We start from the raw sequence: 25,744 nt of genomic DNA, 5'->3' as shown, positions 1-25,744 counted from the left end.
AAGCAAAGGCGCAGAAAGGCTTTTTACAGAAAAGAAAGACAGGAGGAGAAGAACATGCAAAAAGCAATAAAGAGATATTTTCCGGTATTTGTATTGCCGACGCTGATTGCATTCACGATAGGTTTCCTTGCACCGTTTGTGTTAGGCGTATATCTTTCGCTCTGCAAGTTCACAACGGTGACAGACGCTAAATTTATTGGACTTAGCAACTATGCAAAGATCCTTGGAGACGGAGATTTTCTTCACTCTCTTTGGTTTACCGCATTATTTACAATTGTGACAGTATTATTGATCAACATTTTTGCATTTGCGGTAGCAATGCTTTTGACAAAGAATATTAAGGGAACCAATATTTTCCGTACTGTATTTTTTATGCCGAACCTGATCGGTGGTATTGTACTTGGGTATGTATGGCAGCTGTTATTAAATGGTATTCTGGCACATTTCCAGAAAACACTTACATATTCTTCAAAATATGGTTTCTGGGGATTGGTTATCCTGATGCTCTGGCAGCAGGTTGGATACATGATGATCATCTACATCTCAGGAATCCAGAATATTCCTGGAGAGCTGATCGAGGCAGCACAGATTGATGGAGCGAATAAAGTACAGCTTTTAAGATATGTTACAATTCCGATGGTTATGCCATCCATTACAATCTGTACTTTCCTGACACTTACAAACGGATTTAAACTTTTCGACCAGAACCTTGCATTGACAAACGGTGGACCGGACAAGATGTCAGAAATGCTTGCCCTGAATATCTATAATACATTCTATGGAAGAACTGGCTGGGAAGGTGTAGGACAGGCGAAAGCAGTTATCTTCTTTATTATCGTAGGAGTGATTGCATTGATCCAGAATAAACTGACAACATCAAAGGAGGTGCAGCAGTAATGAATAAAAAAGTAAAACATGGTACATTATTAACCGTTATTTTTACATTACTCAGCCTGCTGTATCTGTATCCGATCATACTGGTATTTATCAACTCCTTTAAGAAAAAAGCCTATATCAGTAAAGCACCGTTCGAGATACCGACCGGAAAGATGTATGTCGGATTAGAGAACTATATCCGTGGTATTAAGCAGACACAGCTGATTCAGGCATTTGGATGGAGTTTATTTATCACAATCTTATCTGTAGCAGTGATTATCTTATGTTGCTCCATGTGTGCATGGTATATCTGCCGCGTGAAGACAAAATTTACAAAGATCCTTTACATGCTTTGCCTGTTTGCAATGATCGTGCCATTCCAGATGGAAATGTTTACATTATCCAAGATCGCAAATATGCTTCATATGGGAAATCCGTGGGGACTGGTTGTGATCTACCTTGGATTTGGTGCAGGACTTTCCGTCTTTATGTTTACCGGGTTCATGAAATCCATTCCATTGGAGATTGAAGAGGCTGCAATGATTGATGGATGCACACCAACCCAGACATTCTTCAGAATTGTACTTCCGATTGCAAAGCCGACTTGTGTAACAGTTACAATTCTTCAGGCAATGTGGATTTGGAACGACTACCTGCTTCCATCACTTGTACTGGATCAGAGAAAATATAAGACAGTGCCGATGGCAGTTCAGTATCTGAAAGGTGGATACGGCTCTGTAGATATGGGAGCAATGATGGGAACTCTGGTTCTTGCAATTGTGCCGATTATCATCTTCTACCTGTTCTGCCAGAGATATATTATCGAAGGCGTTGTAGCCGGAGCGGTTAAAGGCTAGTGTGGACATTGTCTAAAAAATGAATTAAAATAGAATTATAAAAATTAAAAAAAGACAGCAGAGAGTGAGTGAACATTCCCTGCTGTTTTCGGACGTTATAAAAGGAATAGTGAAAATGTAAAGTGAACGTGTGGGAGGAGTGGGGAAATGATTACAATATTGATCGTGGATGATGAAAAACTGGAGCGAAGGGGAATCCGCTTTCTGTTAAAGAGGGAGGAAGGAGAATTCCAGATCCTAGAAGCAACGAATGGAAAGGATGCACTGGGAGTATTAGAATCAAACCATGTGGATATTTTATTTTCGGATGTAAAGATGCCTTATATGAATGGACTGGAGCTGACGAAAGCAGTGAGAGAAGATCATCCGGATATGGAAATCGTGATCTTCAGCGGATATAATGATTTCTCTTATGCAAGAGAAGCATTGCGGTATGGAGTTGTGGACTATGTTCTGAAGCCGGTTGATCCGGAGGAATTCCATAAGACTTTTCAACGAGTGATGGAAAATATTTCTTCTAAGATAGAGAAAAAAGAGCAGCAGGAAAAGAAAGAAGATTATCTGAAAAAATACTTTTTACTGAAATATCTGTATGGGGGAAAAGAGGAAGATTTTGTTCAGTTTAAGAAACTTACAGATGGAATGGAAGATGATCTGTCCCAATTTACCCGTATGGTTCTTGTCAGTGCCTCAAATGGATTCTTCGAAACGGAAGAGGAACATTTCCTGATGAGCCTGAAGGAAGAGGTGCAGAGAGAGTTTCATTATGTGAATCTGAATTCGAACGAATCCATCTTTTTGTTCACGGAAAAATATGCAGATTATCATGGAATCGTAGAGAAAATGTATCGTTTTTTTGCGCACCAGTTTGACAGTGAATGTTATTTTGCAGTCAGTGAGGAAATCGAAGATGGAAAAAATCTGGCAGAGGAATTTAAGGTGCTGGAAGGAATGTTAGAAGAGCAGTTCTATCAGCCACGTCAGCATCTGTTTTTCCACGGGGAGAAGCAGGAAGAGAAGAAAGCTGATCCGGCAGAAGATTCTGAAATCATGGAACAGATTACGAAAGATATTCAATATAAAGATCTGCCACATCTCCGTCAGGATTTTCAGAGACTGGAAGAAAAATATCGTGCGCATAAGCAATTTTCGGATATGTATGTAAAGTTTGTATTTTCTGGAATTATGAAAGAATTGCTCGACCAGATGGAAGGGCTGGATGAAAAGATGCTTTCCAAGAGAGTGGATCGATTATATCGCTGCAGAAACCTTAATGATGTGATTGCTATAGTAGAAGAAGTACTTCAGGAATATGAACATTGCATGCAAGAGCAGGAAGATGGGTTCCGATCAGAAGTTACAACCGTGAAGGGATATATTTATCACCATTATAAGGAAAAGGATCTGGGAGCAGAGACACTTTCCGCAATGGTTTTTCTGTCACCGGGATATTTAAGCGCTGTATTTAAAGAAGAAACAGGGATGACACTGAACCGTTTTATCCGTGAAGTGCGAATGAATAAAGCAAAAGAGCTTTTAGAGACAACGAATATGAAAATCTCCCAAATTGCGAAAGAAGTAGGATTTTCCAACAACTCATACTTCTGCAGAAGTTTCAGAGAGTTTTTCGGAGATACACCGGAAGCATGCAGGAAAGGAATAGCGGCGGATGAAAAAACAAATACGGAAGTTGATCCATCGATTTGAAAATCTGAAATTTCGTAAAAAACTGTCTGTTTTGATGCTGATTGCAGGACTGGTTCCGGTAGGATTCCTTGCTTTTTCCATGCAGTATGGCATGATGAATCAATTGCGAGAGAAGGAACAGTACAATCTGGAGAAAATGTTGGAACAGTCAGTGAGTTCGATTGAGAATCAGTCTCAGATCTATGAGAACCTGGTTGATTATCTGTCTTATTCTCAAAATCTCAGGAATATTTTTGATGTGGAGACAGAGTCGGATTATGAGAAGTATTTGAAATATGTGAAGGTGGCTGATCCACTGTTGCAGATGCCGACGATCTATCACAAAGAGATCCAGAGCATTACATTATATTCTGACAATATAGAAGTGCCACATGGAGATACACTTCTTCCAATGTCGGAAGCGGAGAATCAACAGTGGTATTCCAGGTTGAATGAGGGAACATTAATGCAGTGGAGCATCACTCGCGGTGTGAATAAATCAATCATTGCCAGTCGGAAATTCTATGACAATGATACGATCAAAGCGGTGTTGGAGATGCGTCTGGATTATGAAAAAGTTCTTGAACCATTCATGAGCCAGCTCACAGATAATACAGGAGGCATGATTCAGGATGATAATGGAAATATTGTCTATGCCGAGTGTTCTATGGATAAGAAATATCGTCCGAAGGATATTGAGAGTCTGAAAGGTATCAGTGAGAATTATTATCTGGTACGGCGGACAATGAAGGATACAGGATGGAATTTCTATATCTATCGTCCAAAGGCAGTAAGTGAAAACGCAATCCATAAGCTTTTGCTCAAAAATATTCCGATTATTTTAATCAGTGTTCTTCTTCTGAGTTTTCTGGGATATGTTTTTTCCCTCCGTATGGTATCGCAATTGGAGTTATTGACTGAAAATATGAACCTGATCAATATGGGACTTCGTAAAGTTACCGTGCAGAGTAAATCCAAAGACGAGGTGGGTGTGCTGATCCAGTCATTTCGGCGCATGATGGATCAGATGAACCATTTGATCTCAGAAGTATATGAGAGTAAGATCCAGCTTCAGAACAGTGAGATGAGAGCACTGCAGGCACAGATCAATCCACATTTCCTTTATAATTCGCTTTCAATCATCAACTGGAAAGCAATTGAAGCGGGGGAGGATGAAATCAGTCATGTGACATTGGCACTGTCTACTTATTATCGGACAAGCCTGAATCGTGGTGAAACAATGACTACAGTGGCAAAAGAAATTGATAACATCCGTGCATATCTCAAAATCCAACTTGTTATGCATGATAACGAGTTCGGTGTGGTTGAACAGATTTCGGATGGTCTTAATGATTATCTGATACCGAAGTTGATCCTGCAGCCACTTGCAGAAAATGCAATCGATCATGGAATTGATGTGTCAGAGAATGAGAATCCGACGTTGTGGCTGACGATTCGTGAAGAGGCTGAGCACATTTTCTTTGAAATCAGGGACAATGGTGCGGGAATGACGCAGGAGAAGGCGGATCAGATTCTGACATATCAGTCCTCCGGTTATGGTGTGCGAAATGTCTGTGACAGAATCCATGTCCTTTATGGAGAAAAAGGTGAGATGAAGATAGAAAGTACTCCAGGAAAAGGAACGCGGGTCTTTATCCGGATTCCGAAGAACACGGAGGCGAAGGTGTTATGAAAAACGATATGAAAAAGCGAATTCTCTCAGCCCATCTTGCATTAATTTTATTGCTGATGCTTTGGTGCGGAACCTATTTTGAGACGAAGGAAAGTCAAAGACAGATGGAACAGTTAAAAGCATCTCAAAGTGAGTCTGGTGCAAACAATGCAGTTAAAGTGAAAAGAAAGCTGATGTATAAAGCGATGCATACACCACTTGGGAAATATCCTGAGACTGTTACCTATACACTTGGCAAGATTGCAGGGGCGAATAATTCGAATCTTCCTGTAGGAGATACGTACGAAAATAATGCATATACGAGATATTTGAAGAAAATACTTAATATTCAGAATGAAGATGTCTTTGAATTGCAGGATGGCAATACTTATGAAGAGGCGGTCAATGTAGCGATTGAAGATCGTGATATTCCAGACGTGCTTGTTGTGAAGGGAAGAGATAACCTGCTCCGCCTGATTGAAGCAGGCCTGATCGAAGAACTTACAGAAACGTATGAAGAGTGTACGACAGATACGATCAAAGAAATGTATGAAAGTTATGGAGATTCTCTTTTACAGTCTGCAACCGTGGATGGAAAGCTATATGCATTTCCGAATACGGTGATTGACGATGGAACTCCGCTTCTTTGGCTGCGGAAAGACTGGATTGAGAAGTTGGGATTAAAGGAACCGGAAACAGTAGGAGAAGCGTTGGAAGTGATCCGGGCATTTGTAGAACAGGATGCAGCAGGAGACGGTCAGACAATCGGCCTTGCCTGTAGTACAGACGTGGTTGCCGGTGCGGATCAGACTTATGGAGTGGATGCAACTTTTATACATGCCGGTGCAATGCCATGTCACTGGATCCTGGATAAAAATGGAAATGTAGTTTATGGGTCAGTAACACAGGAAACAAAAGAAGCGCTTTTGAAACTTCACAATCTATATGAGGATGAGATACTCGACCAGAGATTCCTGCTACGAAAGACGGAAAACATAGATGATCTGTTAAAAACCGGACATTGCGGTGCTATCTATGGACGCTGGTGGGCTCCGAATAACCCGTTGAGTGCAGCATATAATGTCGATTCAAATGCAGAGTGGAAACCGTATCTTTTAGACAAAGAACAGGTAAATGAGACGCAGAAGATATCAGTTTTTGAATCGTATGACCAGTGGATGTATGTGGTGGTGCGTAAAGGATATGAGCATCCGGAAATTGTAGCAAAGTATGTGAGTGCGATTTTTGATCAGTCTAGATATGCAAATGATAGTGCGGCAAGAGAAGTGAATGATTATTTTTCTATTAATGTAGATCCGACGGCCCGGCCACTGAATATTAATGTGGATTATGAGGATGCACTTTACCGTACGACAGAACATATTCAGGCAGCACTGGATAAGACGCTTGATGTATCAGAGCTTAGCGGTTTGGAAAAGTCTTATTTTAATACATGTAAATCTTACTTGAATGGACAGCTGACAACCGCGAATGGATGGGCGGCGTATGCGTCAAGAATTCAGGCTGTGGGGGAACTGCAGAAGGCAGGAATAACAAGTACATCGACATTGCCTCTGGAAAATGTAAATGCAGAAATTCCGCAAGAATTACAGGAACTGGAACAGGAAGCATTTCTTCAGATCATTAGTGGGGAGAAACCAGTGGATTACTTTGATACTTTTGTGATAGAATGGTATGCAAACGGTGGAAAAGTGCTGACCGAACGGGTGCAGAACGCCTATGAAAGTGGAAAGAACTAAAAAGAATGGATATTAATCAGAGACTGACAGAAGAATTAAAGAAACAGATTCTGGCAGCGGAAACGCTTGTGGCAGTAGAAGACCTGTATCGCCCATATCGTCCAAAGCGCCGCACACGTGCGACAATCGCGAAGGAGAAAGGTTTTGACAGGTTCTGATCTGATGAAATGTGATGACAGGATAAGCGAAAAAAGGTATAATGATTTCATGAAATCAGAAGCTGGAGGAAACATACATGAAAATTGTGATTATTAACGGAAGTGCCAGAAGGGGAAACACGCTGACGGCGATTGACGCATTTATAAAAGGGGCATCAGAAAAGAATGAGATTGAAATCATCCAACCAGACAGACTTCATATAGCACCTTGTAAGGGATGTGGGGTCTGTCAATGTTATAAAGGATGTATTGATCAGGATGATACAAATCCCACGATTGATAAAATTACTGCTGCAGATGTGATTCTTTTTGCTACTCCGGTATATTGGTGGGGAATGTCTGCGCAGTTGAAACTTATCATTGATAAGTGCTACTGCCGCGGTTTGCAGCTGAAAAATAAAAAAGTTGGAACAATCGTTGTGGGAGGATCCCCGGTGGACAGTATCCAGTATGAGTTAATTGACAAACAGTTCGACTGCATGGCGAAATATCTTTCATGGGATATGATTTTCCAAAAATCATATTATGCAACAGCCAGTGATGAACTTGCAAAAAATAAGGATTCTATAAAAGAACTTGAAAATATTGGAAAAAACTTATAAAGCATATTTAAAGTTCCAGGTTTCAGGAAAGAAAAAAATAAAAATAATGATGAAAGCATTTGTCAGGATGTCTGGGACTCGAAAGAGAAAATAAAAAAATCTAAAAAAACATAAATAAATTATACCAGCCCAGAAAAATCGCAACCGGTAGAACACTTACTATAAAGTGAAGCGGCATTGGTCGTCTCCCGTGAAGACGTGAATTGAAATGAAGAAGAATAACAGAAAAACACACTCAAAATCAATTGAAAAATCAATCGTAAAAATTTACGATTGATTTTTCGCGTATTTAAACATATAATATAACCATTAAGACTGGGAAAGGAAATGATTGCTATGCGTGAAACAAGAATATTGGAATTCAAGGAAACGATTACGAATATTTTTTTGAAAACAGTCAGTGCCTTTTCGAATTATAATGGCGGAATGATTCTTTTTGGCGTAGATGATGATGGAAATGTAAAAGGCTTGCCAGATGTAAAGCAGGCTTGCCTGGATATCGAAAATAAAATCAATGACAGTATTTCGCCTCAGCCAAATTATATGCTTGAACTACAGAATAATGATCAAACGATAAAACTTACTGTAAAAAGTGGTCTTCAGAAGCCATATTTATATAAATCGAAAGCATACAAACGAAATGATACAGCAACGATAGAGGTAGACACACTTGAATTTTCAAGGCTTGTATTAGAAGGAAAAAATATTAGCTTTGAAGAATTACAGTGTAAAGATCAGGAGCTATCTTTTGATTTTTTACAGCATAAACTAAAAGAAAATATTCAGATTGAAAGTTTCAATCAGGATACTTTAAAGACACTGAATCTGTATGACAATGCAAATGGTTTTAATAATGCAGCAGGACTTTTGGCAGATAAAAATCATTTTTCCGGAATTGATCTTGTTAAGTTCGGTGAGAACATCAGTATTATTCAAAAAAGAGTAACCTTTGAAAATGTATCAGTTTTAGATGTATATGAAAAAACACTTGCTGTATTTAAAGACTATTACCAATATGAAGTCATACAGGGCGCTGATAGAAAAACGATGGAGAAAATACCACAAGCAGCTTTCAGAGAAGCAATTGCAAATGCTTTAATTCATAGGGTATGGGATATTGATTCACACATCAGAGTTTCTATGTTTGATGATAGAATAGAGGTTGTATCTCCTGGTGGATTGCCAGCTGGAATAACAGCCGAAGAATATTTATCAGGTAAACTTTCTGTTTTAAGGAATAGAAATCTTGCAAATGTGTTTTACAGATTGGGATTTGTAGAGATATTTGGAACGGGAATTACACGAATAAAACAACTGTATGCAGAGAGTCTGATAAAACCAGATTTTGAGGTATCAGAAAATGCTATAAAAATTGTGCTGCCGCTATTTGAAACGAATGTTAATTTGACTGAGGATGAAAAAGTAATTTACAAATTATTAAGTAAGACGATGTTAAAATCAATAAGTGAAATTGCACCATATGTCCCATTTGGAAAATCAAAAACAACACATTTACTTAAAACTATGGGAGAAAAGGGTGTGGTTGCAGTTGAAGGAAAAGGCAGAGGAACAAAATATATAATTAAGTGACCGAGAACACAGAAGATTCATAGCATTGGGGTCAGCGCCTTACATCAATAGGAAACATAAAATAATGACTTATGATAATCGAGAAGGCCAGTTTTTACGCCAGCGATTGCAGAAAGAAATCCCGATTTTGAGGGCATTAATCCAGAATTTGTATCAGGAACTGGACCGGAAGTTTCATTTAAACGGAGCAAAAATCCCGATAACTTTTGGATTTGACACGGATTCTCTGGGATCCTATACAAGACGACATCTGCAACAGGTACCTGACCCTGCGAACACAGGAAATGCATCAGATCATTTCTGGACACTTGAGAAGCGTATCAGGCAGGATAAGAAAAATCCGGGAGTTCTGATTGAAATTCGGAAATCTACGGCAATTTGGGATATTGCATATTTAGTCGGAGATGGAGTTATTACGATGGATGAGCTCGAAGGATTTAGTGAGGATCTGATTGATGCAGTAAAGCTGATTCTAGGCAGATAAAGGTTCAAAAGGTCGGAATTAAAAAGTAAGAACTGAAATCTTGTATAATCAAGGAAGAAAGTATGTAAGATAATACGCAAGATTATGGCATACGGCAATTTTGGATCCAGAAGGGAATATTACAATGAATATACAAATATTTGGAACAAAGAAATGCAACGATACAAAGAAAGCCGAGCGTTTTTTCAAAGAGCGCGGCATCAAGTATCAGTTTGTAGATATGAAGGAAAAAGGCATGAGCAAAGGAGAATTTAATTCTGTAGCTCAGGCAAATGGTGGACTGGAAAATATGATTAATTGGGATGGCAAAGACAAGGATTTATTAGCTTTGATTAAATACATTGCTGATGAGGATAAGCTTCAGAAAGTGATGGAAAATCCATCTGTAATTAAGACACCAGTGGTCAGAAATGGAAAACTTTCTACGCTCGGTTATCAGCCGGAGATATGGAAGAAGTGGCAATAGAAAAGCTGGGAGGAAACATGAAAGAATGACTTATTATGATCAAGAAAACCAGTTTTTACGCCAGCGGCTGCAGAAAGAAATCCCAATTTTGACAGCATTAATTCAGAATTTATATCAGGAACTGGACCGGAAATTTCATTTGAATGGAGCAAAAATACCGGTAACATTTGGATTTGAGACCGATTCTCTGGGATCCTATACAAGGCAGAGTGCTCATGAAAAGGAACATTTTCATTTTTCCCTGCTCTTTGTTGCGTACGGAGTCAACAATCCGTTGTCAAAAGAGGACCGTATCGATTTATTCAAGCATGAATATGCGCATTACATGCAGTACAATATGCGGATACCTGAGAAGTATAAATGGCAGGCTGGAACACATGGAAGTGCGTGGAAATATTGTTGTTCTCTTATAGGTGCAGCACCGACACCTTATTATAAGGCAGGAGAGGCGCTGTTGGATCATAACTATGATAAAGTATTAAAAAGCCGGATTCATGATAAGACAGTGCCGATTCGAGATACGTATCAGCGCCAGCAGAAAGCACAGAAGCAGAAGGATGAAGTTGTTCAATATAAAATTGGAGACAATGTCACACATCCGAAATTCGGAGATGGAATCGTAGAAAAGATTAATCTGAGATCAGGCGGAGTGCATCTTCATATTCGGTTTAATGGTGAGGTGAAATGTATTGATCAGAAGTGGTTGATGAGGAGGAAATATACATAGGTTTATAAAAATTTCAGAAAGACAACATGGCAAAGATACTACAAATTATTATAGTAAAAATAAAGGAGGAACCTAGCTATGGACATATCTGATTTTATAGGAGCTGCAAAAACCTTTCACGTCCTTGGAATAAAGGTTACAAAAGATGGCGACCTCATAAATGAATGGTACAGCGAACCCGAATGCCGTAGAAATATCTATTCTGCAACGAAGAGCTTCACATCCTGTGCAGTTGGTTTTGCTGTCCAGGAAGGATTACTGTCTTTAGATGAAAAACTGACGGATGCCTTTCCCGAAGATTTACCCGATGTGATCGATGATAATCTGAAAATGGCGACGGTTCGAGACCTGCTTACGATGTGTTTAGGACAGGAACAGGGCAGCCTTATGGGAGAACAGCGGCCATTATACCAGGAGGATGACTGGGTAAAAATGTCTTTGGCGATTCCGTTTCAATATAAGCCAGGTACACATTTTGTATATAATAATGTTGGTCCCTACCTGGCAGGCATTCTTGTACAGAGACGTTCCGGATGCGATCTGGTCTCTTATCTTACACCAAGGCTTTTTAAACATCTTGGAATCAAGCGGCCGACATGGGAGACGGATCCTCTTGGAAACAGTTTTGGCGCAGGTGGATTGTTCCTTACACTTTCTGAACTTCATAAATTCGGATTGTTTTACCTGAATAAGGGAAAATGGAATGGAAAACAGATTTTATCCGAAAAATGGATAGAAGAAAGTACAGCAGCATCCGATACAGACAATTATGGTTATCTTTTCTGGAGAGGAGAATATAATTCCTACCGGGCGGATGGAAAATATTCTCAGATTTCCATGATCCTTCCGGACAAGAATGCGGTTATTTCGATGGTCGCAGAATGCCGGAACGGGGAAGAACTTATGAGTGCTTTGTATGATTTGGTATGTGCAAAGTTATAGATTATTATTGCATAATTGTGAAAAAGGAAAGACCAAAAGAGCTCAAACAGCTCGTCTATATAAGATAGATGGGCTGGATTCCGAAGCTGATGAAGGTGCTGGAATTGATCTTGGAAGAAGGAAAATAATTGCCGATCCTCCGTTCCTGTGCTGAAATGATTCCGGCAAAAGATACAGGATTATGGATAAATTATATTTGATTGGAGATGGAGAAATGTTATTTATATATTACCCAAAATGCTCAACCTGCCAGAAAGCGAAAAAATGGTTAGATGCACAGAAAATAGAATATACCGAGCGCAACATCGTGGATGTGAATCCAACCTGCGGTGAGTTAAAGGAATGGTATTCTAAGAGCGGCTTTCCACTTAAAAAGTTCTTTAATACCAGCGGCCTTCTTTATAAAGAAATGAAACTGAAGGACAAACTTCCTGCCATGAGCGAAGAGGAACAGCTGCAGCTTCTTGCCACGAATGGTATGCTGGTGAAACGCCCGCTGCTGATCGATGGTGATACCGTGCTGATCGGCTTTAAGGAAGCAGAATGGTCTGAAAAGCTGGGATGATTGGAGAAAGATTGGGAGTCAGATGAACGGATAGAGTAAATTCATTGCCGCATTTTCCCTTCTGTGCTAAAATGGTTTCCGGTATGAAAATTTAAGCAAAGAGAGGAACATGAAAATGAACGAAAAACGTACCGGCCTGTTCGAGAATGGCCTGATCTGGTTTGGGGCAGGTGTCTCGATTGCCGAAATCCTGACCGGAACCTACCTTGCACCGCTCGGCATGGGAAAAGGTCTGGCAGCGATTCTTATCGGCCATATCATCGGATGCCTGATGCTGTTTCTGGCGGGCGTGATCGGCGGAAGGGTCAGAAAAAGTGCCATGGAAACTGTAAAAATGAGTTTTGGACAGAAGGGAAGCATCCTTTTTGCTGTCCTGAATGTATTGCAGCTCGTTGGCTGGACCGCCATCATGATCTATGACGGAGCGCTCGCCGCAGACGGCGTAATGCATACGGGCAGATGGATCTGGTGCCTTGTGATCGGAGTCCTGATTATTCTATGGATTGTGATCGGAATCACGAATCTTGGTAAAATCAACACGGTTGCCATGGCAGCATTATTTCTGCTTAGCCTGATCCTGAGCAAGGTCATCTTTGCCGGAGGCGGAGCAGGAGCACCATCGGATGACAGTATGACATTCGGTGCAGCAGTAGAACTTGCGGTTGCGATGCCGTTATCCTGGCTGCCGCTGATCAGCGATTACACAAGAGAAGCAAAAGAACCGGTCAAAGCAACGGCCATCAGCGCGGTTGTCTATGGAATCGTCAGCTGCTGGATGTATGTGATTGGAATGGGAGCAGCGATCATCACCGGAGAATATGACATCGCGCAGATCATGCTGAAGGCAGGCCTTGGCATTGCGGGCCTTCTGATTATTGTATTTTCAACAGTAACAACGACATTTCTGGATGCCTACTCCGCAGGAATTTCCAGCGAGACCGTCGTAAGCAAATGGAATGGAAAGCATGTGGCCATCGTTGTCACCGTCATTGGAACCATCGCAGCGATTGTATATCCGATGGACAACATCACAGATTTCCTCTATCTGATCGGCTCGGTCTTTGCACCGATGATCGCAATCCAGATTGCCGACTTTTTCCTGCTGAAACGGGACAAGAGCAGCCTGGCCGTACATATTCCGAATCTGATCATCTGGGTGATTGGATTTGTGGTATACCGAATTCTGATGAACATCGACATGCCGCTGGGAAACACTCTGCCGGATATGGTGATTACGATTGTAATCTGCCTGATCGTTGGAAAATTTGTTTCATAAAAAGTGAATAAAAATATCAGATGACTGTTCTGCCTGCATTTGAGCAGGCGGGGCAGTCATTTTGTGTGCCGAGCATGGCACTAATCTTGCTGGTGCAAGTCCAGTCACGGGTATTTACCGCCAAGTGTAGCGGACAATAAATTGTTTAATCCTCTTAATGTCCGTGTATAGCAGATTTGTTTGTACAGTTTTTCAAATTTGCTCATTTATAGCTATACATTTAAAAGTTTTGCACTTGTTTTTTATCTCACCAAGAAAATTGTAAGAGGGTCAGACCCCAATGTCTCTCACACGCTTTCTTTTATACTCTGCGGGATGCTTTTAATCCTCGATTGCTGCCTTACGGGCATTGATTGCCTTTATCACATCCATATCAAACTTGGGTTTACGTTCATAGGTATACAGACCGTTTAACTCCTGCTCCACATCATACAGCTGGGTATAGCAGAAGGCAAACATATGGGGATTGTCCAAAAGGGCATCGGTCAGTCCCTTATATCGGTTCAGGAATTCCTCCTTGGTAGCAGGACCTGCACCATAGCCCCAGCCATCCTTTTCAACACCTTCCTCGTCCCACTTGATACCGCCATACTCACTGATGAAGGTAGGGATGCCCTTTACAGGTGTCTGCCTGTAGCCATGATTATCTTCCAAATCACCTCCCTGTTTAAAGGACTCGTAGGTTGCTGCAAACTTTGCCGGATCCTGCTCATAATTGTGTAAGTCATAGATGTCCGTCACCACATGATAATTTCCGCTGGTATCAATGCAGGGTCTGGTGGTGTCATATAGCTTTGTCATCTTATACACATTGGCCAGTAAGCTGTCATCCTGCCTTCTTCCCTCATAATCCCATGTCTCATTAAACGGACACCAGCCGATGATGGCGGGATGGTTGAAGTCTCTCTCCAAGGCTTCCATCCACTCAGGCAGGAAATATTTTAATGCTGCGGGATTGCTGTAATCCAGTCCCCAACAGCCCTGCTCGCCCCATACCAGATAGCCTGCTTTATCGCAGTGATACAAGAACAGAGGCTCAAATACCTTCTGATGGAGTCTTGCGCCGTTGAAGCCTGCAGCCATGGACAGTTCCACATCCTTGACAAGTGCTTCCTCTGTAGGCGCTGTGTAAATGCCATCCGGATAGAAGCCCTGATCCAGCACCAGTCTTTGGAACACGCTCTTATCGTTGATGAGGAATTTCTCTCCATCCAGTCTTACCTCACGCATACCAAAGTAGCTTTCTACCTTATCTTCTCCATAGGTTAATGTAAGGTCATACAGTCTGCCATGACCCGGCTCCCACTTTTCCAGACGGGACAAAGGAAGTGTCATGGTAACGGTGCCGCCCTCTGACTTTGCGCTTACGCTGCCACAGGGCTCTCCCCCATAAAAGGCCTTTGCTTCCAGTGTGCCCTGCCCCTTTACTACCGCCTTAATTCCCAGAGTTGCCTCTGCCAGGTTTGGATAATATTGCACTTTTTCAATGTAGCTTTCCGGTACCCACTCAAGCCATACCGTCTGCCAGATACCTGTCGTTCTGGTATAATCACAGCCTCTGGAGTAGAAGAAATGACTCTGCTTTCCCTTGGGCTGCTTTCCGCCTCTCACATCATCTGCTGCAAAAAGCGTAATGTCATTTTCTCCTTCCTTTACAAGCTTTGTAATATTAAACGTAAAGGAAACATAACCGCCCTGGTGTCTGCCTGCCTCTACTCCATTGATCCATACTCTTGCATCATAGTCCACTGCGCCGAAGTGTAAGAGAAGATCTCCCTTCAGCTCCTCCCCTGTCAATGTGATGGTACGGTGATACCATACGCCGGGGATAAAGTCCTTATAGCCGATTCCGCTCAGATCACTTTCCGGGCAGAAGGGCACCAGGATCTTCTTCTCCCAATCTGTCTTTCCTTCCTGCCATTTCTGATCTATGCCGCTGCATCCAAAGTCAAAGGAAAAATCCCATTCTCCATTCAGGTTTTTCCAATGCTCCCTCTTCATCTGGGGCTGGGGATGCTCCGGTCTGGGTATTTGTGTCATAATTTTGTCCTCCTGTGATCATTTATTTGGGTTGATTTCATTTTTATTTTATATAGTGAAAGCCATAGTTGACAGGCTTGCTCCTTTTTACTACAATGCTGTTATTACATTATTGCAATTTGCTTTCAAAAAATGGAGGAACCACCATGCCTCAGGAAATTACACGCACACAGATTGAAAAATACACTGTCTACACCGGCCCTACCGCGGAAAGCTTTTCTCCCATCATGGCCGGTATCACTTACCCGGATCCTGCCTATGAGATCCTGGTTTATCGCAGACCCCTGTGTGTGTTTGAATACGTTTTAAGCGGCCGTGGACATATCGAGCGAAACGGCAGTATCCTCACTGTAAATGCCGGAGATGCCTATATCCTTACTGCCGGCACCTACCACCACTACTATTCAGACAAAGTTGATCCCTGGACCAAGATCTGGTTCAATGTCAGCGGCAGTCTGGTACAGCATCTTCTCTCCGATTACGGCTTAGACGGTGTCACCCTGATCCCCCGCTTCCATAACGAAACACCTCTGACCCGGATCCTTGATGCCTTTACCGCCGACCCTGTACACTCTGCTGACAAGCTGGCTGTACTGCTCCATCAATATATTCAGGAGCTTGCGGATTTTCTGGCAAACAAAGTTCCCATCAATCCTACTGCACTGGCGATCCGCAATTATATCGATATGCACTTAACAGAAAGTCTGTCCTTGGATCATCTGGCAGATACCGTTTCCCTGTCCCGCTCCAGGCTCATCCACCTGTTCCAGGAGGTATATCATGTTGCTCCCTACCAGTATTACCTGTCCCAGAAATGCAAGCTGGCCCAGTCCATGCTAAGCCGCACCACTCTTCCTGTTTCTGCCATCTCCACACAGCTTGGGTTCTTAGACCCTCACCACTTTTCTTCCTTTTTCAAGAAACAGTGCGGTCTGTCCCCGGCTTCTTACAGAAAACTCCACACAGCGCCTGGGAATTTTCCCACCTAAGTATTATTCTTTCTAAAAATGGAACCAAGGCAACGAAACTACTTTTTTAAGTACTTTCATTGCCTTGGATTATAGTGCATTTTCTTTCTGTTTACGATACAAAATACAGCTAAAAAGGTATGAATTATTGCTACTACATATTTACTCCTAAGGGAGTCAATTATTTCTTACAGTACCTTCTCCTCATTTTTTTCCGGGGACAGGCACCGGAAGCTGTAGCCAATCTCGTGTGGTCTATATTTCTTTGGTGGTCACAGATCAACGATATACAGAAAATGTTAGCTTTGCAGAATAAGCTGCAGTCCAATCGGATTGATATGAAAGGGGTCATACAGGAATATCAGGAGACTCAGAGAACTGCTGAAGTGAGTGAGAAGAAACAAGCCTTTCTTCAGGATTTTAAAGAAATGATTACGGAGGCAATAAGGGCGTTAAAATCGGACACAGAATGGGCAGAGCTGGACTTATCAAAATACTTTGACACACTCAATCATGAAATTCTCATGAACTTACTTCGCAGGAATGAAAAGGATGAACGAGTGGTGCAGCTGATTAAGCGTTATCTGAAAAGCGGTGTAATGGAGAATGGAGTAGTCATGGAAGAAGTTTAAGTCAAAGCTGAAAGGATTATCTTCCCGTAAATCCGTACAGGCAATTAAACCAAGCTTTGTCGTAGCCGATGTATTCAAAATGAACATTCCAGTAGCGTGCCATAAGACGTAAGGTATCATATCCATAGCCGCTTCGTTTTCCGGTTTCATCCTGCATATGGTATCCGTCCATCTCAAAGAATCCCACGCGTATGGTTTCACGCTGTGAAATGGCTTCGGTGGCATAGGGCGATTGTGGATACAGTACGATCACACAGATAAATGTTAATAGTATTTCAAGATATTTTTGGTAGTTTGATATCATACAACATCCCCATTTCATAAGGAATCCCCATTTCCATTATGATTTTTATATATTTGTTTATAAAATATCATATCTTTTGGTATATATTGTCAATAAATGTTGATTTTATCGAGAGTTCATTGTATACTACAAAGTTTTATTCCATATATGGACAAAAAAAATTATGGATGTATACTATTGTAGTATTTACTAAAAAGCAAAAGCAGGAGGAAATAATACTGTGCGCGATGTACTGCGGGAAGAAAAGAAATTTCTACTTAATCAGGCAGAAGCATTAAAACTTCGGAATTATTTGTCAAATGTGGTTCATACTGACTCACATAACGGACCGGATGGTTATCAGGTACGTTCTTTGTACTTTGATTCTTTGTCAAATCGGGATTTTCAGGAAAAGGAAGATGGTCTGGAGTTAAGAAGGAAGTTTCGTTTGCGGGTATATAGTCCTGATGCGGATTTTGCACTGTTTGAAATGAAGCAGAAGCAGGGACCTTATCAGCGGAAGCGATCATTAAGATTATCCAGAAGGGAAGCGCAGGCTCTCATTGAGGGTGATTATTCTGTACTTTTAAACAGTGGCAGTGAGTTTGGACAGGAATGTTATTCAATTATGGAAATGTGGGCATACCGTCCTAAAACAGTTGTAGAATATGACAGATTTGCATTTATCGCGCCGGAAAATTCTATTCGAATAACTTTTGATTCTGGAATACGGGCTAATGAAGTAAATTTCAATATATTTGATAGAAATCTGGTGTTAAACAGTGTAATGTCTCCTTTTGCTGTAGTGTTGGAAGTAAAATATAACGGTTTTTTGTTAAGCTATATCAAGCATATGCTTCTGCCCGTTCAGAAAAGCGAGCTTTCTGTGAGCAAATACTGTATGGCAAGACAAATTGGCTGTGACTACAGATTTTAGGAGGAAAGGAAATGAAAGAGACGATTTATAACCTGCTTGCCCAGCAGGGGGATATGACCTGGCAGCAAATTACAATGCATATTCTGGTAAGTGCTGTCATTGGTCTGTTTATTTTTATTTCATATGTGATCTCACATAAGGGAACGATTTACAGTAAAAAATTTGGAGTAACACTAATCGTTCTGACTGTTATGACAGGAACAGTTATGACTGTCATAGGAAACAATATTGCATTGTCGCTTGGTATGGTCGGTGCATTATCTATCGTGCGTTTTCGAACTGCAATAAAAGATTCCAGAGATACTGTATATATTTTCTGGACGATCATTGTGGGAATATGTTGTGGAGTTGGAGATTATCTGGTTGCTGCAGTAGGCAGTTCTGCTATTTTTATTATCTTTCTTATCATGGGAGCAATCCGCAGTGATAACCGTATGCTTTTGATCATCCGTGCAAAAAGAAGCCGCTGTGAAAATATAGAATCCCAGGTCTTTCGTTATTTTGGGACTGGTGCCGTTCTTCGGGTAAAAAATACGACAGAGGAGAATGCTGAGTACATTTATGAATTATCCAGAAAAATACTGGAAAAAGTTCAGAAACAGCATCCGGCTTTAACAGATGATTTCTATAACCTTGGACAAATTGAAAGTGTTAATATTGTAGCTCAAAGCGATGAGATTTATAACTGATATGAAATATAAAATAATAGGATTTACATGCTGCTTTGCGGTTATTCTGATTGCCGTTTTTGCGCCATTGTTTTATAAGGACTACCGAAAAACAGAGAGAATTCATCAGCATGAACAGGAAATTCCCCAGGAACCATGTACGGATCCTGCGGATGGCGGTCTGTGTACATATCTTCCGATTGTCAAAATTGATACAGATGGGGTGGTAATCCCGGGAAGACCCATTAAGGATGATGGAAACAACCGCATTTATACACGTGCTGCTGATGGGGAAACTACAATTGCTGCTCAGATGGATATAATCGGAAATGACAGCAAAGAGTACCATCATGCAAATGAAACGGCAGATGTATCTTCTGCAATCCGCATACGAATGAGAGGTAATTCCTCAAGAGAGTTTGATAAGCCAAGCTATGCCATCAGACTTGTAGATAAAAAAGGGGAAAACAATCCGCTTTCCATTATGGGAATGGATGCGCACCATGAATGGGTATTATACGGTCCCTGGCTCGATAAAACAGCCATACGAAATTATATGTTTTACAATCTTGCCGGAGAAATGATGTCTTATGCGCCAAATGTAAGATTCTGCGAAGTAATTCTTAATGGTGAATATGAAGGTCTATATGTAATGACTGAAATGATAACCGGCGGAAAAGATGGCGCCAGGCTGGGACTTCGTGTAAATGCCAAGCGCAGCACATTTTCCGGATACCTGCTTCGCCTGGATCATCAGCATGCGGGCGAAGAAGCTTTAAACAGCTTTACAACGTATACCTACAAAACCCCCTTCATGCTGCAGATAGAATATCCCGGAAGCAGGAACAGGGATGCCAGACTGATAGAAGAAATCCGGCAGGATTTTTCAAATTTTGAAAAAACTCTGTACTCATATGATTATGACAGGGAAAAACATGGCTACACTTCTATGATAGATGTAGACAGCTTTGTAGATTACTTTATTATCAATGAGCTTTCCAGTAATGCAGATGCCGGAAACTATTCCACTTATATTTATAAGGGAACAGATAATCTGTATCATATGTGTGTATGGGATTTTAATAATGCCTGTAATAACTATTTCGAGGAGGAACTTCCTTATACTGGATTTTTCCTGAACAACCGATTATGGTTTGAAATGCTTATCAAAGATGAGGATTTTACTGAACGGATCATCCAGCGATATCATTCCTTGCGAAAAGGTCTGTTAAGTGAGGAATCACTTTATCGTTATATCGATGAAACCCTTGATTTTATCGCACCAGCTCTTGCAAGAAACGATGCACGATGGGGAAGTGTAGAACAGCAGGCAAAGGGACTTCTGGTTCCGGTATCAAGAAATCTGGACAGCAGATCTGCCGCTGAAGGACAGTTAAAAGGTTACTTGCGAAACAGAGGAAAATGGTTGGATGAAAACATTGAGACTCTGCGTCAGTATTCAGCATCCTCCCGTGTAAAGCAGTATAATGAGGTTAATGATTAAAATATGAAACGATTTATTATCAGCATATCTGCCATCATTCTGCTTCTATTTATTGGATTTATAGCTGTGTTTTATGGCGGATTTTATATGGACTCAGACCGGGACAATCATATAAACACATTTGTCCGGACTGAGAATAAAGAGATACTTATAAAGGACAAAGATAAGTGGAAACCATTTGAAGTCAGGGGAATTGATATGGGAAGCGGTATTCCTGGTGAATGGTCTACAGATTATGCGATCACCAAAGAAACCTATCTGCACTGGTTTCAGCTGATCCAGGAAGCAGGAGCAAATACGCTGAGAGTCTATTCTGTCCAGAATCCGTCTTTTTATAAAGCGTTCTATGAATACAATTCCCAACATGAGGAGCCGTTATATTTACTTCAGGGAATCTGGGTAAATGATTATATACAGAACTCCCGAGTGGATGCATATGCCGACTCCTTTGCAGGAAAGCTTCTGGATAATTGCCTGGTCACTGTAGATGTGATCCATGGAAAACGACTTATCATCAATAATGATGCAGATACAAGTACAGGACTTTATTTACACGATGTCTCGAAATGGGTGCTGGGATATATTATCGGAAATGGATGGGAAGATACAACAGTTGCATATACAGATGAGAAATATCCGGATATGGAACCTTATAAAGGAACCTATCTTACTGCTTCAAAAGATGCCTCTGCCTTTGAATCCCTGCTTGCCAAAATAGGTGACAGGATGCTGCACTATGAATCAACAAGATATGATGAGCAGCGTCTGATCTCCTTTTCCAGTGGAAATGCAACAGATCCCTTTGATTATCCTAAAGAGATTGCAGAATATTTCAGAAAATGTGCCCGGATCGACACAGAACATATAACTGCAACTGATAAATTTATATCAGGTCAGTTTGCCAGCTACAGTGCATCTCCATATGATCAGGATTACTTTTCCTGTATGGAATACACAACATGGAACAGCTTGTCTGATAAAAAGATTGACTTTAGTGACTGTATCACTCCTGACGGAAAACGGAATACTTATCGGGCATATTTAAGACTTTTAAACGAACATCATACAATGCCGGTTTTGGCTGTTGAATTTGGTGCAGCCACAGGACGAGGTGAGATTCATGAGAATCAGGTGACCAGCAGAGGACTTGGATACTATTCTGAAAAAGAACAGGGAAAGATTCTGGTAGATTGTTATGAAGACATTATGGCTGCCAGACTTTCCGGAGGCTGTGTCTATTCCTGGCAGGATGAATGGTTCAAGCATACCTGGAATACCATGTATGCTGTAGATTTAAGCCGTAATATTTACTGGGAAGATGCTCAGACAAATGACCAGCATTTTGGCCTGCTGGCATTTGACTGTGGGGAAAAAGAAAGTGTTTGTTACGTGGACGGTGATACTTCCGAATGGACGGATAAAGATAGGGTGATCCAATATGAAGACGGCTCTTTCATCAGTGTGAAGTATGATGCCTCCGGTGTTTATTTATATCTCCATAAAAAGGACTTTGATCTGGAAAATGACACGCTGTATGTTCCGGTTGATACGACCAAAAAAACAGGCAGTACCCGTATGGAAAATTGTACAGCAGAATTTGAAAGACCTGCAGATTTTGTACTGATCTTAAATGGAAAAGATAATACTCGTCTGTTGGTTCAGGATCGGTATAATCCCATTCATGCCAATTATGAGGAAGATATTACAGGAAAAGATCCTTATATTGATCCACCAGCCAGGGACAGCGCTGTATTCGAAAATATCAGCATGGTATTACGGGATGTTATTGGTCAGTATCAGGATGCTGCCACACCGTTAAAAACCTTTGAAAGTGGAAAGCTGTATTATGGTAATGGAAATCCATCTGCATCTGCTTATGATTCCAGGGCAGATTTTATCTGTAATGGAGATGATGTGGAAATTAGAATCCCATGGCAGCTGCTGAATTTTTCTGATCCGTCCCGAATGCAGATCCATGATGATTATTATGACGGAAATTATGGCATTGAATCAGTGGGGATCAAAGAGATGTTTATAGGTTTTGGCGGAGAAGGAAATACAATCGAGATGGGAGGCCTTAAACTGAAAGGATGGGAGAATACAGTATCCTACCATGAAAGATTAAAAGAAGCATACCAGGTTCTGAAGACATACTGGACAGGAAAGGAATACGAATGATAGCGCAGCTTGTGATTGTTTTTTATTTTATTGTCTGTGTGGGGATTATCATTTTTAACTGCTTTACAGAGATAATTTCAAGATATCGTTCCTGTGTTCTGAAAAGGAGGGAACAACGATATTGCGAAGAATACAGACAGTTGTTTTCAGAAAATATAACGGAAAATAAAAAGCAGGAAAAAAGGCTGGTTAAAGAGCTTCATTCAGCCAGCAGACTTCTGACGTTCAGTGAAGCATTATCTAAAGTTGAAAACAGTATGCCGGAACAATTCCAGCAGGGAATAGCATCTGTAAGTCGGCTGATGGAAGAACTGATACCGGTTTATAAAAGAAAACCGGATATGGAAAAGGCCTGCCTGGCTTATGTATTTGCCATATTTCATATGACGAAATTCCAGGCTAAGGAAATTGTTTTCCCATTTCTTTTTGACCTGCTTGGAAATAAAAGTCTCTATTGCAGGGAGAATGCTTTGCGGGCATTATACAGTTCAGAAGATATACAAGCGGTTATGCAGGCATTGACATTTCTGGATGCAAATGAGCAGCTGCTTCCGCATAAAAAAATACTTGCAGATGGACTTCTTTCCTTCGATAAAAAAGAAGAACTGATACCACTTCTTTGGAAAAAATTGAGTGAATTTCATCCAAGGATGCAGGTAAGCTTGTTGGATTATATTCGATATGCATCGTCAAACTGGAAGGATGAAATGCTGTCTATGCTGGAAACAAGCCAGGATATGGAAATTCAAATCGCATGTGTCCGCTATTTTGGCAGATATCAGGATGAAAGAAGTGTTTCTTTTCTGCTTCATCACGCTGAAGAAGAAAAGGAAGGGTTCTGGGAATTGCAGAATGCCTGTATTTCTGCTCTTGCTGTGTATCCCGGACCGCAGACACTGGAAATCTTGAAAAAAGAGACTTCCAGTAAAAACTGGTATGTCCGTTATAATGCTGCAAAAAGCCTTGCAGTTCTGAATACAGACAGGGATGCATTAGCTGATATTTTACAGGGAAATGACCGCTACGCAAAAGAAATGTTAGAGTACCAGCTGGATGAAGTAAAAGTACAAAGGAGGGCGGGTTTATGACCGATGCATTTCGTTTTTTTCTGGAATGTGTCAATCTGTTTTTTATTATATACCTGATTGGATATTCCAGCTTTTTGTTTTTGTCGGTTGTAGCAGGCGCAATTGAGCTGTACAGATCATACCGCCTTGAACAGATGCACAATAAACTGTGGCAAAGCTATTACATACCGGTTTCCATTCTTGTTCCGGCTTATAACGAAGAGGTTACGGTGAAGGATACAGTCACTTCACTTCTCAACCTGGATTATAAACTATATGAAATTATAGTAATAGATGATGGTTCTAAAGACAAAACATCTCAGGTTCTGATTGATGCATTTCATATGGAGCGAGTGGAACGCCCGATCCGTCATCTGATCCAATGTCAGCCTGAGGAAGAAATTTATGAATGCCCGAACCAGAAAGTGCCCATTACTTTGATCCGCAAGAAGAATGGAGGAAAAGCAGACAGCTTAAATGCCGGAATCAATGCAGCCAGGTATCCCTGGTTTATCTGTATGGATGCGGACTCTATTTTACAGCATGATTCGCTGGAGAAAATCGTTCGCCCGGTTCTGGAGGACGAAAATGTAATAGCCGTTGGTGGAAGTGTCCGCCCAGCCAATGGTGTTGTCATAAAAAAAGGTCATGTGATAAAATACAGGCTGCCCAGAAATATAATAGCAAGAATGCAATCCCTGGAATATGCCCGTTCTTTTCTGGCAGCACGTATCCTGCTGGATAAAATCAATGCAAACATGATCATATCCGGAGCTTTTGGATTATTTGAGAAAAAAACAGTGATTGCCGTAGGCGGATATGACAACAGTACAATGGGCGAGGATATGGAACTGGTAGTCAGACTTCATGAATTCAGCCGCATGAATCGTAAGCCATATAAGATTGATTTTGCACAGGATGCCATCTGCTGGTCGCAGACTCCGGAAAAATTAAGTGAATTAGGCAAGCAGCGGAAAAGATGGCAGAGAGGATTGTTCCAGTGTATGTGGGGACACCGTAAAATGCTGGCAAACCCACGGTACGGAGCCGTAGGACTTTTATCCTATCTTTATTTTCTGCTTTACGAATTATTGTCACCATTTATTGAACTTTTGGGTGTACTTACAATGGTTTTATCTGTGATGATGGATATGCTGAATGTGAAATTTATGCTGGTATTTCTTGCATACTATGCCCTGTATGGTATTTTACTCACATTAACTGCATATTTTTCAAGAATCTATACCATTGACCAGAGGTTTTCTTTTCGAGAGCTGATCCTTGCTATTACTGCTTGTTTTTTTGAAACAACTTTTCTCCGCTTTTATCTGGAGTTTGTCCGTGTGACTGCATTTGTGGGATACAAGAAGAACAAACTGAACTGGGATAAACTGGAAAGAAAGAAAATGAACAGAATATAGTTTTATTACTATGTCAATTTATCTAGTAGATCAAATAATAAATAACTGGCTACATTTTACGAAACGTCTTCTGGTGAAATTTCATCGGGCTTATAAGTCCAATGATAGACTACTGGATCTGCATTTACTTCATCGAAATATTTATAAATTCTGTCTTCAAGTTCCTGCTTTGTATTAACTCGAATTCCCTTCAGCATCTGCTTTGTCATCTTGCTGAAAAAGCTTTCAATCAAATTTAGCCAGGAACTATGGGTTTGTGTAAATACAAACATGTAGCGTCCTTCTGGTTTTGTTGCAAGGTAGTTCTGAACCTCTTCTTGCAAAATATAACCATGTATGTGCTGCATGTGGAAGAACCCCGAAAGATACAGGGTTTCAGCAGGAT

General features: G+C 40.9%; 23 protein-coding genes and 2 pseudogenes. 22 read left to right on the top strand and 3 right to left on the bottom strand.

Annotated elements, in window-relative coordinates:
• The first annotated feature begins 54 nt into the window (after positions 1 to 54).
• The 14 genes from DW642_RS15035 (at position 55) to cytX (ending at position 13,661) form a co-directional block, all read left to right on the top strand.
• Positions 55 to 897, top strand: coding sequence for a carbohydrate ABC transporter permease (locus DW642_RS15035; protein WP_117510859.1), 843 nt, complete (start codon positions 55 to 57; stop codon positions 895 to 897).
• Positions 897 to 1,733 carry a carbohydrate ABC transporter permease gene (locus DW642_RS15030; protein WP_117510857.1) on the top strand — a complete coding sequence of 279 codons (837 nt, stop codon included), beginning with the start codon at positions 897 to 899 and terminating at the stop codon, positions 1,731 to 1,733. Before DW642_RS15035 ends, DW642_RS15030 begins: the two co-directional genes overlap by 1 nt.
• 147 nt (positions 1,734 to 1,880) lie before the next feature.
• Entirely contained in the window at positions 1,881 to 3,440 is a 1,560-nt protein-coding gene (locus tag DW642_RS15025; protein WP_117510855.1) for a response regulator transcription factor, read from the top strand.
• Complete coding sequence (locus DW642_RS15020; RefSeq protein WP_117510853.1) at positions 3,403 to 5,112, top strand: cache domain-containing sensor histidine kinase; 1,710 nt, start codon at positions 3,403 to 3,405, stop codon at positions 5,110 to 5,112. Before DW642_RS15025 ends, DW642_RS15020 begins: the two co-directional genes overlap by 38 nt.
• Positions 5,109 to 6,851, top strand: coding sequence for an extracellular solute-binding protein (locus tag DW642_RS15015; RefSeq protein ID WP_117510851.1), 1,743 nt, complete (start codon positions 5,109 to 5,111; stop codon positions 6,849 to 6,851). The genes DW642_RS15020 and DW642_RS15015 overlap by 4 nt, the downstream gene beginning before the upstream one ends.
• Before the next feature lie 5 nt (positions 6,852 to 6,856).
• Positions 6,857 to 7,009, top strand: a complete 153-nt coding sequence (locus DW642_RS15010) for a Tex-like N-terminal domain-containing protein (protein ID WP_330410166.1) — start codon at positions 6,857 to 6,859, stop codon at positions 7,007 to 7,009.
• Positions 7,010 to 7,086: 77 nt separating this feature from the next.
• A complete protein-coding gene (locus DW642_RS15005) occupies positions 7,087 to 7,611 on the top strand; it encodes a flavodoxin family protein (RefSeq protein WP_117510850.1) in 525 nt (174 codons plus the stop codon).
• A gap of 336 nt (positions 7,612 to 7,947) precedes the next feature.
• Positions 7,948 to 9,201: an ATP-binding protein gene (locus DW642_RS15000; protein WP_117510848.1), complete on the top strand. Its 1,254-nt coding sequence runs from the start codon at positions 7,948 to 7,950 to the stop codon at positions 9,199 to 9,201.
• A 64-nt stretch (positions 9,202 to 9,265) separates the two neighbouring features.
• The gene (locus DW642_RS16830; RefSeq protein WP_330410165.1) at positions 9,266 to 9,685 is read left to right on the top strand and encodes a hypothetical protein; all 420 of its coding nucleotides are present in this window, start codon (positions 9,266 to 9,268) and stop codon (positions 9,683 to 9,685) included.
• A gap of 124 nt (positions 9,686 to 9,809) precedes the next feature.
• Entirely contained in the window at positions 9,810 to 10,151 is a 342-nt protein-coding gene (locus tag DW642_RS14985) for an arsenate reductase family protein (protein ID WP_055222169.1), read from the top strand.
• 25 nt (positions 10,152 to 10,176) lie between these two features.
• Entirely contained in the window at positions 10,177 to 10,878 is a 702-nt protein-coding gene (locus DW642_RS14980) for a hypothetical protein (RefSeq protein ID WP_055268300.1), read from the top strand.
• A 78-nt stretch (positions 10,879 to 10,956) separates the two neighbouring features.
• Positions 10,957 to 11,820, top strand: coding sequence for a serine hydrolase domain-containing protein (locus DW642_RS14975; RefSeq protein WP_055228665.1), 864 nt, complete (start codon positions 10,957 to 10,959; stop codon positions 11,818 to 11,820).
• A gap of 214 nt (positions 11,821 to 12,034) precedes the next feature.
• Complete coding sequence (locus DW642_RS14970) at positions 12,035 to 12,385, top strand: arsenate reductase family protein (protein ID WP_117510847.1); 351 nt, start codon at positions 12,035 to 12,037, stop codon at positions 12,383 to 12,385.
• Positions 12,386 to 12,500: 115 nt separating this feature from the next.
• Positions 12,501 to 13,661, top strand: a complete 1,161-nt coding sequence (gene cytX, locus DW642_RS14965) for a putative hydroxymethylpyrimidine transporter CytX (protein WP_022462800.1) — start codon at positions 12,501 to 12,503, stop codon at positions 13,659 to 13,661.
• Positions 13,662 to 13,982: 321 nt separating this feature from the next.
• Here cytX and DW642_RS14960 read toward each other — a convergent pair whose 3' ends face one another.
• Positions 13,983 to 15,701 (bottom strand): glycoside hydrolase family 2 protein, encoded by a 1,719-nt coding sequence (locus tag DW642_RS14960; protein ID WP_117510845.1) that lies wholly within the window; start codon positions 15,699 to 15,701, stop codon positions 13,983 to 13,985.
• A gap of 146 nt (positions 15,702 to 15,847) precedes the next feature.
• Here DW642_RS14960 and DW642_RS14955 point away from each other — a divergent pair, with 146 nt between their 5' ends.
• Both DW642_RS14955 and DW642_RS16690 read left to right on the top strand, forming a co-directional pair.
• A complete protein-coding gene (locus tag DW642_RS14955; RefSeq protein WP_055228666.1) occupies positions 15,848 to 16,690 on the top strand; it encodes an AraC family transcriptional regulator in 843 nt (280 codons plus the stop codon).
• A gap of 458 nt (positions 16,691 to 17,148) precedes the next feature.
• Positions 17,149 to 17,292, top strand: a pseudogene (locus DW642_RS16690) (group II intron reverse transcriptase/maturase); the annotation flags it as partial.
• A 25-nt stretch (positions 17,293 to 17,317) separates the two neighbouring features.
• On the opposite strand, the gene DW642_RS15770 reads toward DW642_RS16690, so the two are convergent.
• Complete coding sequence (locus tag DW642_RS15770) at positions 17,318 to 17,605, bottom strand: hypothetical protein (RefSeq protein WP_118700397.1); 288 nt, start codon at positions 17,603 to 17,605, stop codon at positions 17,318 to 17,320.
• Positions 17,606 to 17,825: 220 nt separating this feature from the next.
• Between DW642_RS15770 and DW642_RS14945 the strand changes: the two genes are divergently transcribed.
• The 6 genes from DW642_RS14945 to DW642_RS14920 all read left to right on the top strand — a co-directional run bounded on the left by DW642_RS14945 (position 17,826) and on the right by DW642_RS14920 (position 25,359).
• Positions 17,826 to 18,521, top strand: coding sequence for a polyphosphate polymerase domain-containing protein (locus DW642_RS14945; protein ID WP_117510843.1), 696 nt, complete (start codon positions 17,826 to 17,828; stop codon positions 18,519 to 18,521).
• Positions 18,522 to 18,532: 11 nt separating this feature from the next.
• The gene (locus DW642_RS14940; protein ID WP_117510841.1) at positions 18,533 to 19,210 is read left to right on the top strand and encodes a DUF4956 domain-containing protein; all 678 of its coding nucleotides are present in this window, start codon (positions 18,533 to 18,535) and stop codon (positions 19,208 to 19,210) included.
• Position 19,211: 1 nt separating this feature from the next.
• Positions 19,212 to 20,693: a CotH kinase family protein gene (locus tag DW642_RS14935; protein ID WP_158555033.1), complete on the top strand. Its 1,482-nt coding sequence runs from the start codon at positions 19,212 to 19,214 to the stop codon at positions 20,691 to 20,693.
• 198 nt (positions 20,694 to 20,891) lie between these two features.
• A complete protein-coding gene (locus DW642_RS14930; protein WP_242991207.1) occupies positions 20,892 to 22,871 on the top strand; it encodes a hypothetical protein in 1,980 nt (659 codons plus the stop codon).
• A 509-nt stretch (positions 22,872 to 23,380) separates the two neighbouring features.
• Positions 23,381 to 23,959, top strand: a complete 579-nt coding sequence (locus DW642_RS15765; protein ID WP_147326132.1) for a HEAT repeat domain-containing protein — start codon at positions 23,381 to 23,383, stop codon at positions 23,957 to 23,959.
• Entirely contained in the window at positions 23,956 to 25,359 is a 1,404-nt protein-coding gene (locus DW642_RS14920; protein ID WP_117510833.1) for a glycosyltransferase family 2 protein, read from the top strand. Before DW642_RS15765 ends, DW642_RS14920 begins: the two co-directional genes overlap by 4 nt.
• 56 nt (positions 25,360 to 25,415) lie before the next feature.
• On the opposite strand, the pseudogene DW642_RS14915 reads toward DW642_RS14920, so the two are convergent.
• A pseudogene (locus DW642_RS14915) lies at positions 25,416 to 25,658 on the bottom strand (IS630 family transposase); the annotation flags it as partial.
• Positions 25,659 to 25,744 lie beyond the last annotated feature (86 nt).

The sequence above is a fragment of the Blautia sp. AM23-13AC genome (assembly GCF_003435675.1).
In the GTDB taxonomy this organism is placed as follows: domain Bacteria; phylum Bacillota; class Clostridia; order Lachnospirales; family Lachnospiraceae; genus Fusicatenibacter; species Fusicatenibacter saccharivorans.
Note: the sequence above shows the minus strand (reverse complement) of the source record. Positions and strands in the feature narration are given on the sequence as shown.

Excerpts from the sequence above, each read along its gene's own strand:
- DW642_RS15000 (WP_117510848.1), top strand. The coding sequence starts at position 7,948 with ATGCGTGAAACAAGAATATTGGAATTCAAGGAAACGATTACGAATATT.
- DW642_RS15025 (WP_117510855.1), top strand. The coding sequence starts at position 1,881 with ATGATTACAATATTGATCGTGGATGATGAAAAACTGGAGCGAAGGGGA.
- DW642_RS14960 (WP_117510845.1), bottom strand. The coding sequence starts at position 15,701 with ATGACACAAATACCCAGACCGGAGCATCCCCAGCCCCAGATGAAGAGG.
- DW642_RS14980 (WP_055268300.1), top strand. The coding sequence starts at position 10,177 with ATGACTTATTATGATCAAGAAAACCAGTTTTTACGCCAGCGGCTGCAG.
- DW642_RS14920 (WP_117510833.1), top strand. The coding sequence starts at position 23,956 with ATGACCGATGCATTTCGTTTTTTTCTGGAATGTGTCAATCTGTTTTTT.
- DW642_RS15765 (WP_147326132.1), top strand. The coding sequence starts at position 23,381 with ATGCAGGCATTGACATTTCTGGATGCAAATGAGCAGCTGCTTCCGCAT.
- DW642_RS14930 (WP_242991207.1), top strand. The coding sequence starts at position 20,892 with ATGGGAAGCGGTATTCCTGGTGAATGGTCTACAGATTATGCGATCACC.
- DW642_RS15005 (WP_117510850.1), top strand. The coding sequence starts at position 7,087 with ATGAAAATTGTGATTATTAACGGAAGTGCCAGAAGGGGAAACACGCTG.
- DW642_RS15035 (WP_117510859.1), top strand. The coding sequence starts at position 55 with ATGCAAAAAGCAATAAAGAGATATTTTCCGGTATTTGTATTGCCGACG.
- DW642_RS14970 (WP_117510847.1), top strand. The coding sequence starts at position 12,035 with ATGTTATTTATATATTACCCAAAATGCTCAACCTGCCAGAAAGCGAAA.
- DW642_RS14955 (WP_055228666.1), top strand. The coding sequence starts at position 15,848 with ATGCCTCAGGAAATTACACGCACACAGATTGAAAAATACACTGTCTAC.
- DW642_RS15010 (WP_330410166.1), top strand. The coding sequence starts at position 6,857 with ATGGATATTAATCAGAGACTGACAGAAGAATTAAAGAAACAGATTCTG.
- DW642_RS14985 (WP_055222169.1), top strand. The coding sequence starts at position 9,810 with ATGAATATACAAATATTTGGAACAAAGAAATGCAACGATACAAAGAAA.
- DW642_RS15020 (WP_117510853.1), top strand. The coding sequence starts at position 3,403 with ATGAAAAAACAAATACGGAAGTTGATCCATCGATTTGAAAATCTGAAA.
- DW642_RS14935 (WP_158555033.1), top strand. The coding sequence starts at position 19,212 with ATGAAATATAAAATAATAGGATTTACATGCTGCTTTGCGGTTATTCTG.
- DW642_RS15015 (WP_117510851.1), top strand. The coding sequence starts at position 5,109 with ATGAAAAACGATATGAAAAAGCGAATTCTCTCAGCCCATCTTGCATTA.
- DW642_RS14975 (WP_055228665.1), top strand. The coding sequence starts at position 10,957 with ATGGACATATCTGATTTTATAGGAGCTGCAAAAACCTTTCACGTCCTT.
- DW642_RS14940 (WP_117510841.1), top strand. The coding sequence starts at position 18,533 with ATGAAAGAGACGATTTATAACCTGCTTGCCCAGCAGGGGGATATGACC.
- DW642_RS15770 (WP_118700397.1), bottom strand. The coding sequence starts at position 17,605 with ATGATATCAAACTACCAAAAATATCTTGAAATACTATTAACATTTATC.
- cytX (WP_022462800.1), top strand. The coding sequence starts at position 12,501 with ATGAACGAAAAACGTACCGGCCTGTTCGAGAATGGCCTGATCTGGTTT.
- DW642_RS15030 (WP_117510857.1), top strand. The coding sequence starts at position 897 with ATGAATAAAAAAGTAAAACATGGTACATTATTAACCGTTATTTTTACA.
- DW642_RS16830 (WP_330410165.1), top strand. The coding sequence starts at position 9,266 with ATGACTTATGATAATCGAGAAGGCCAGTTTTTACGCCAGCGATTGCAG.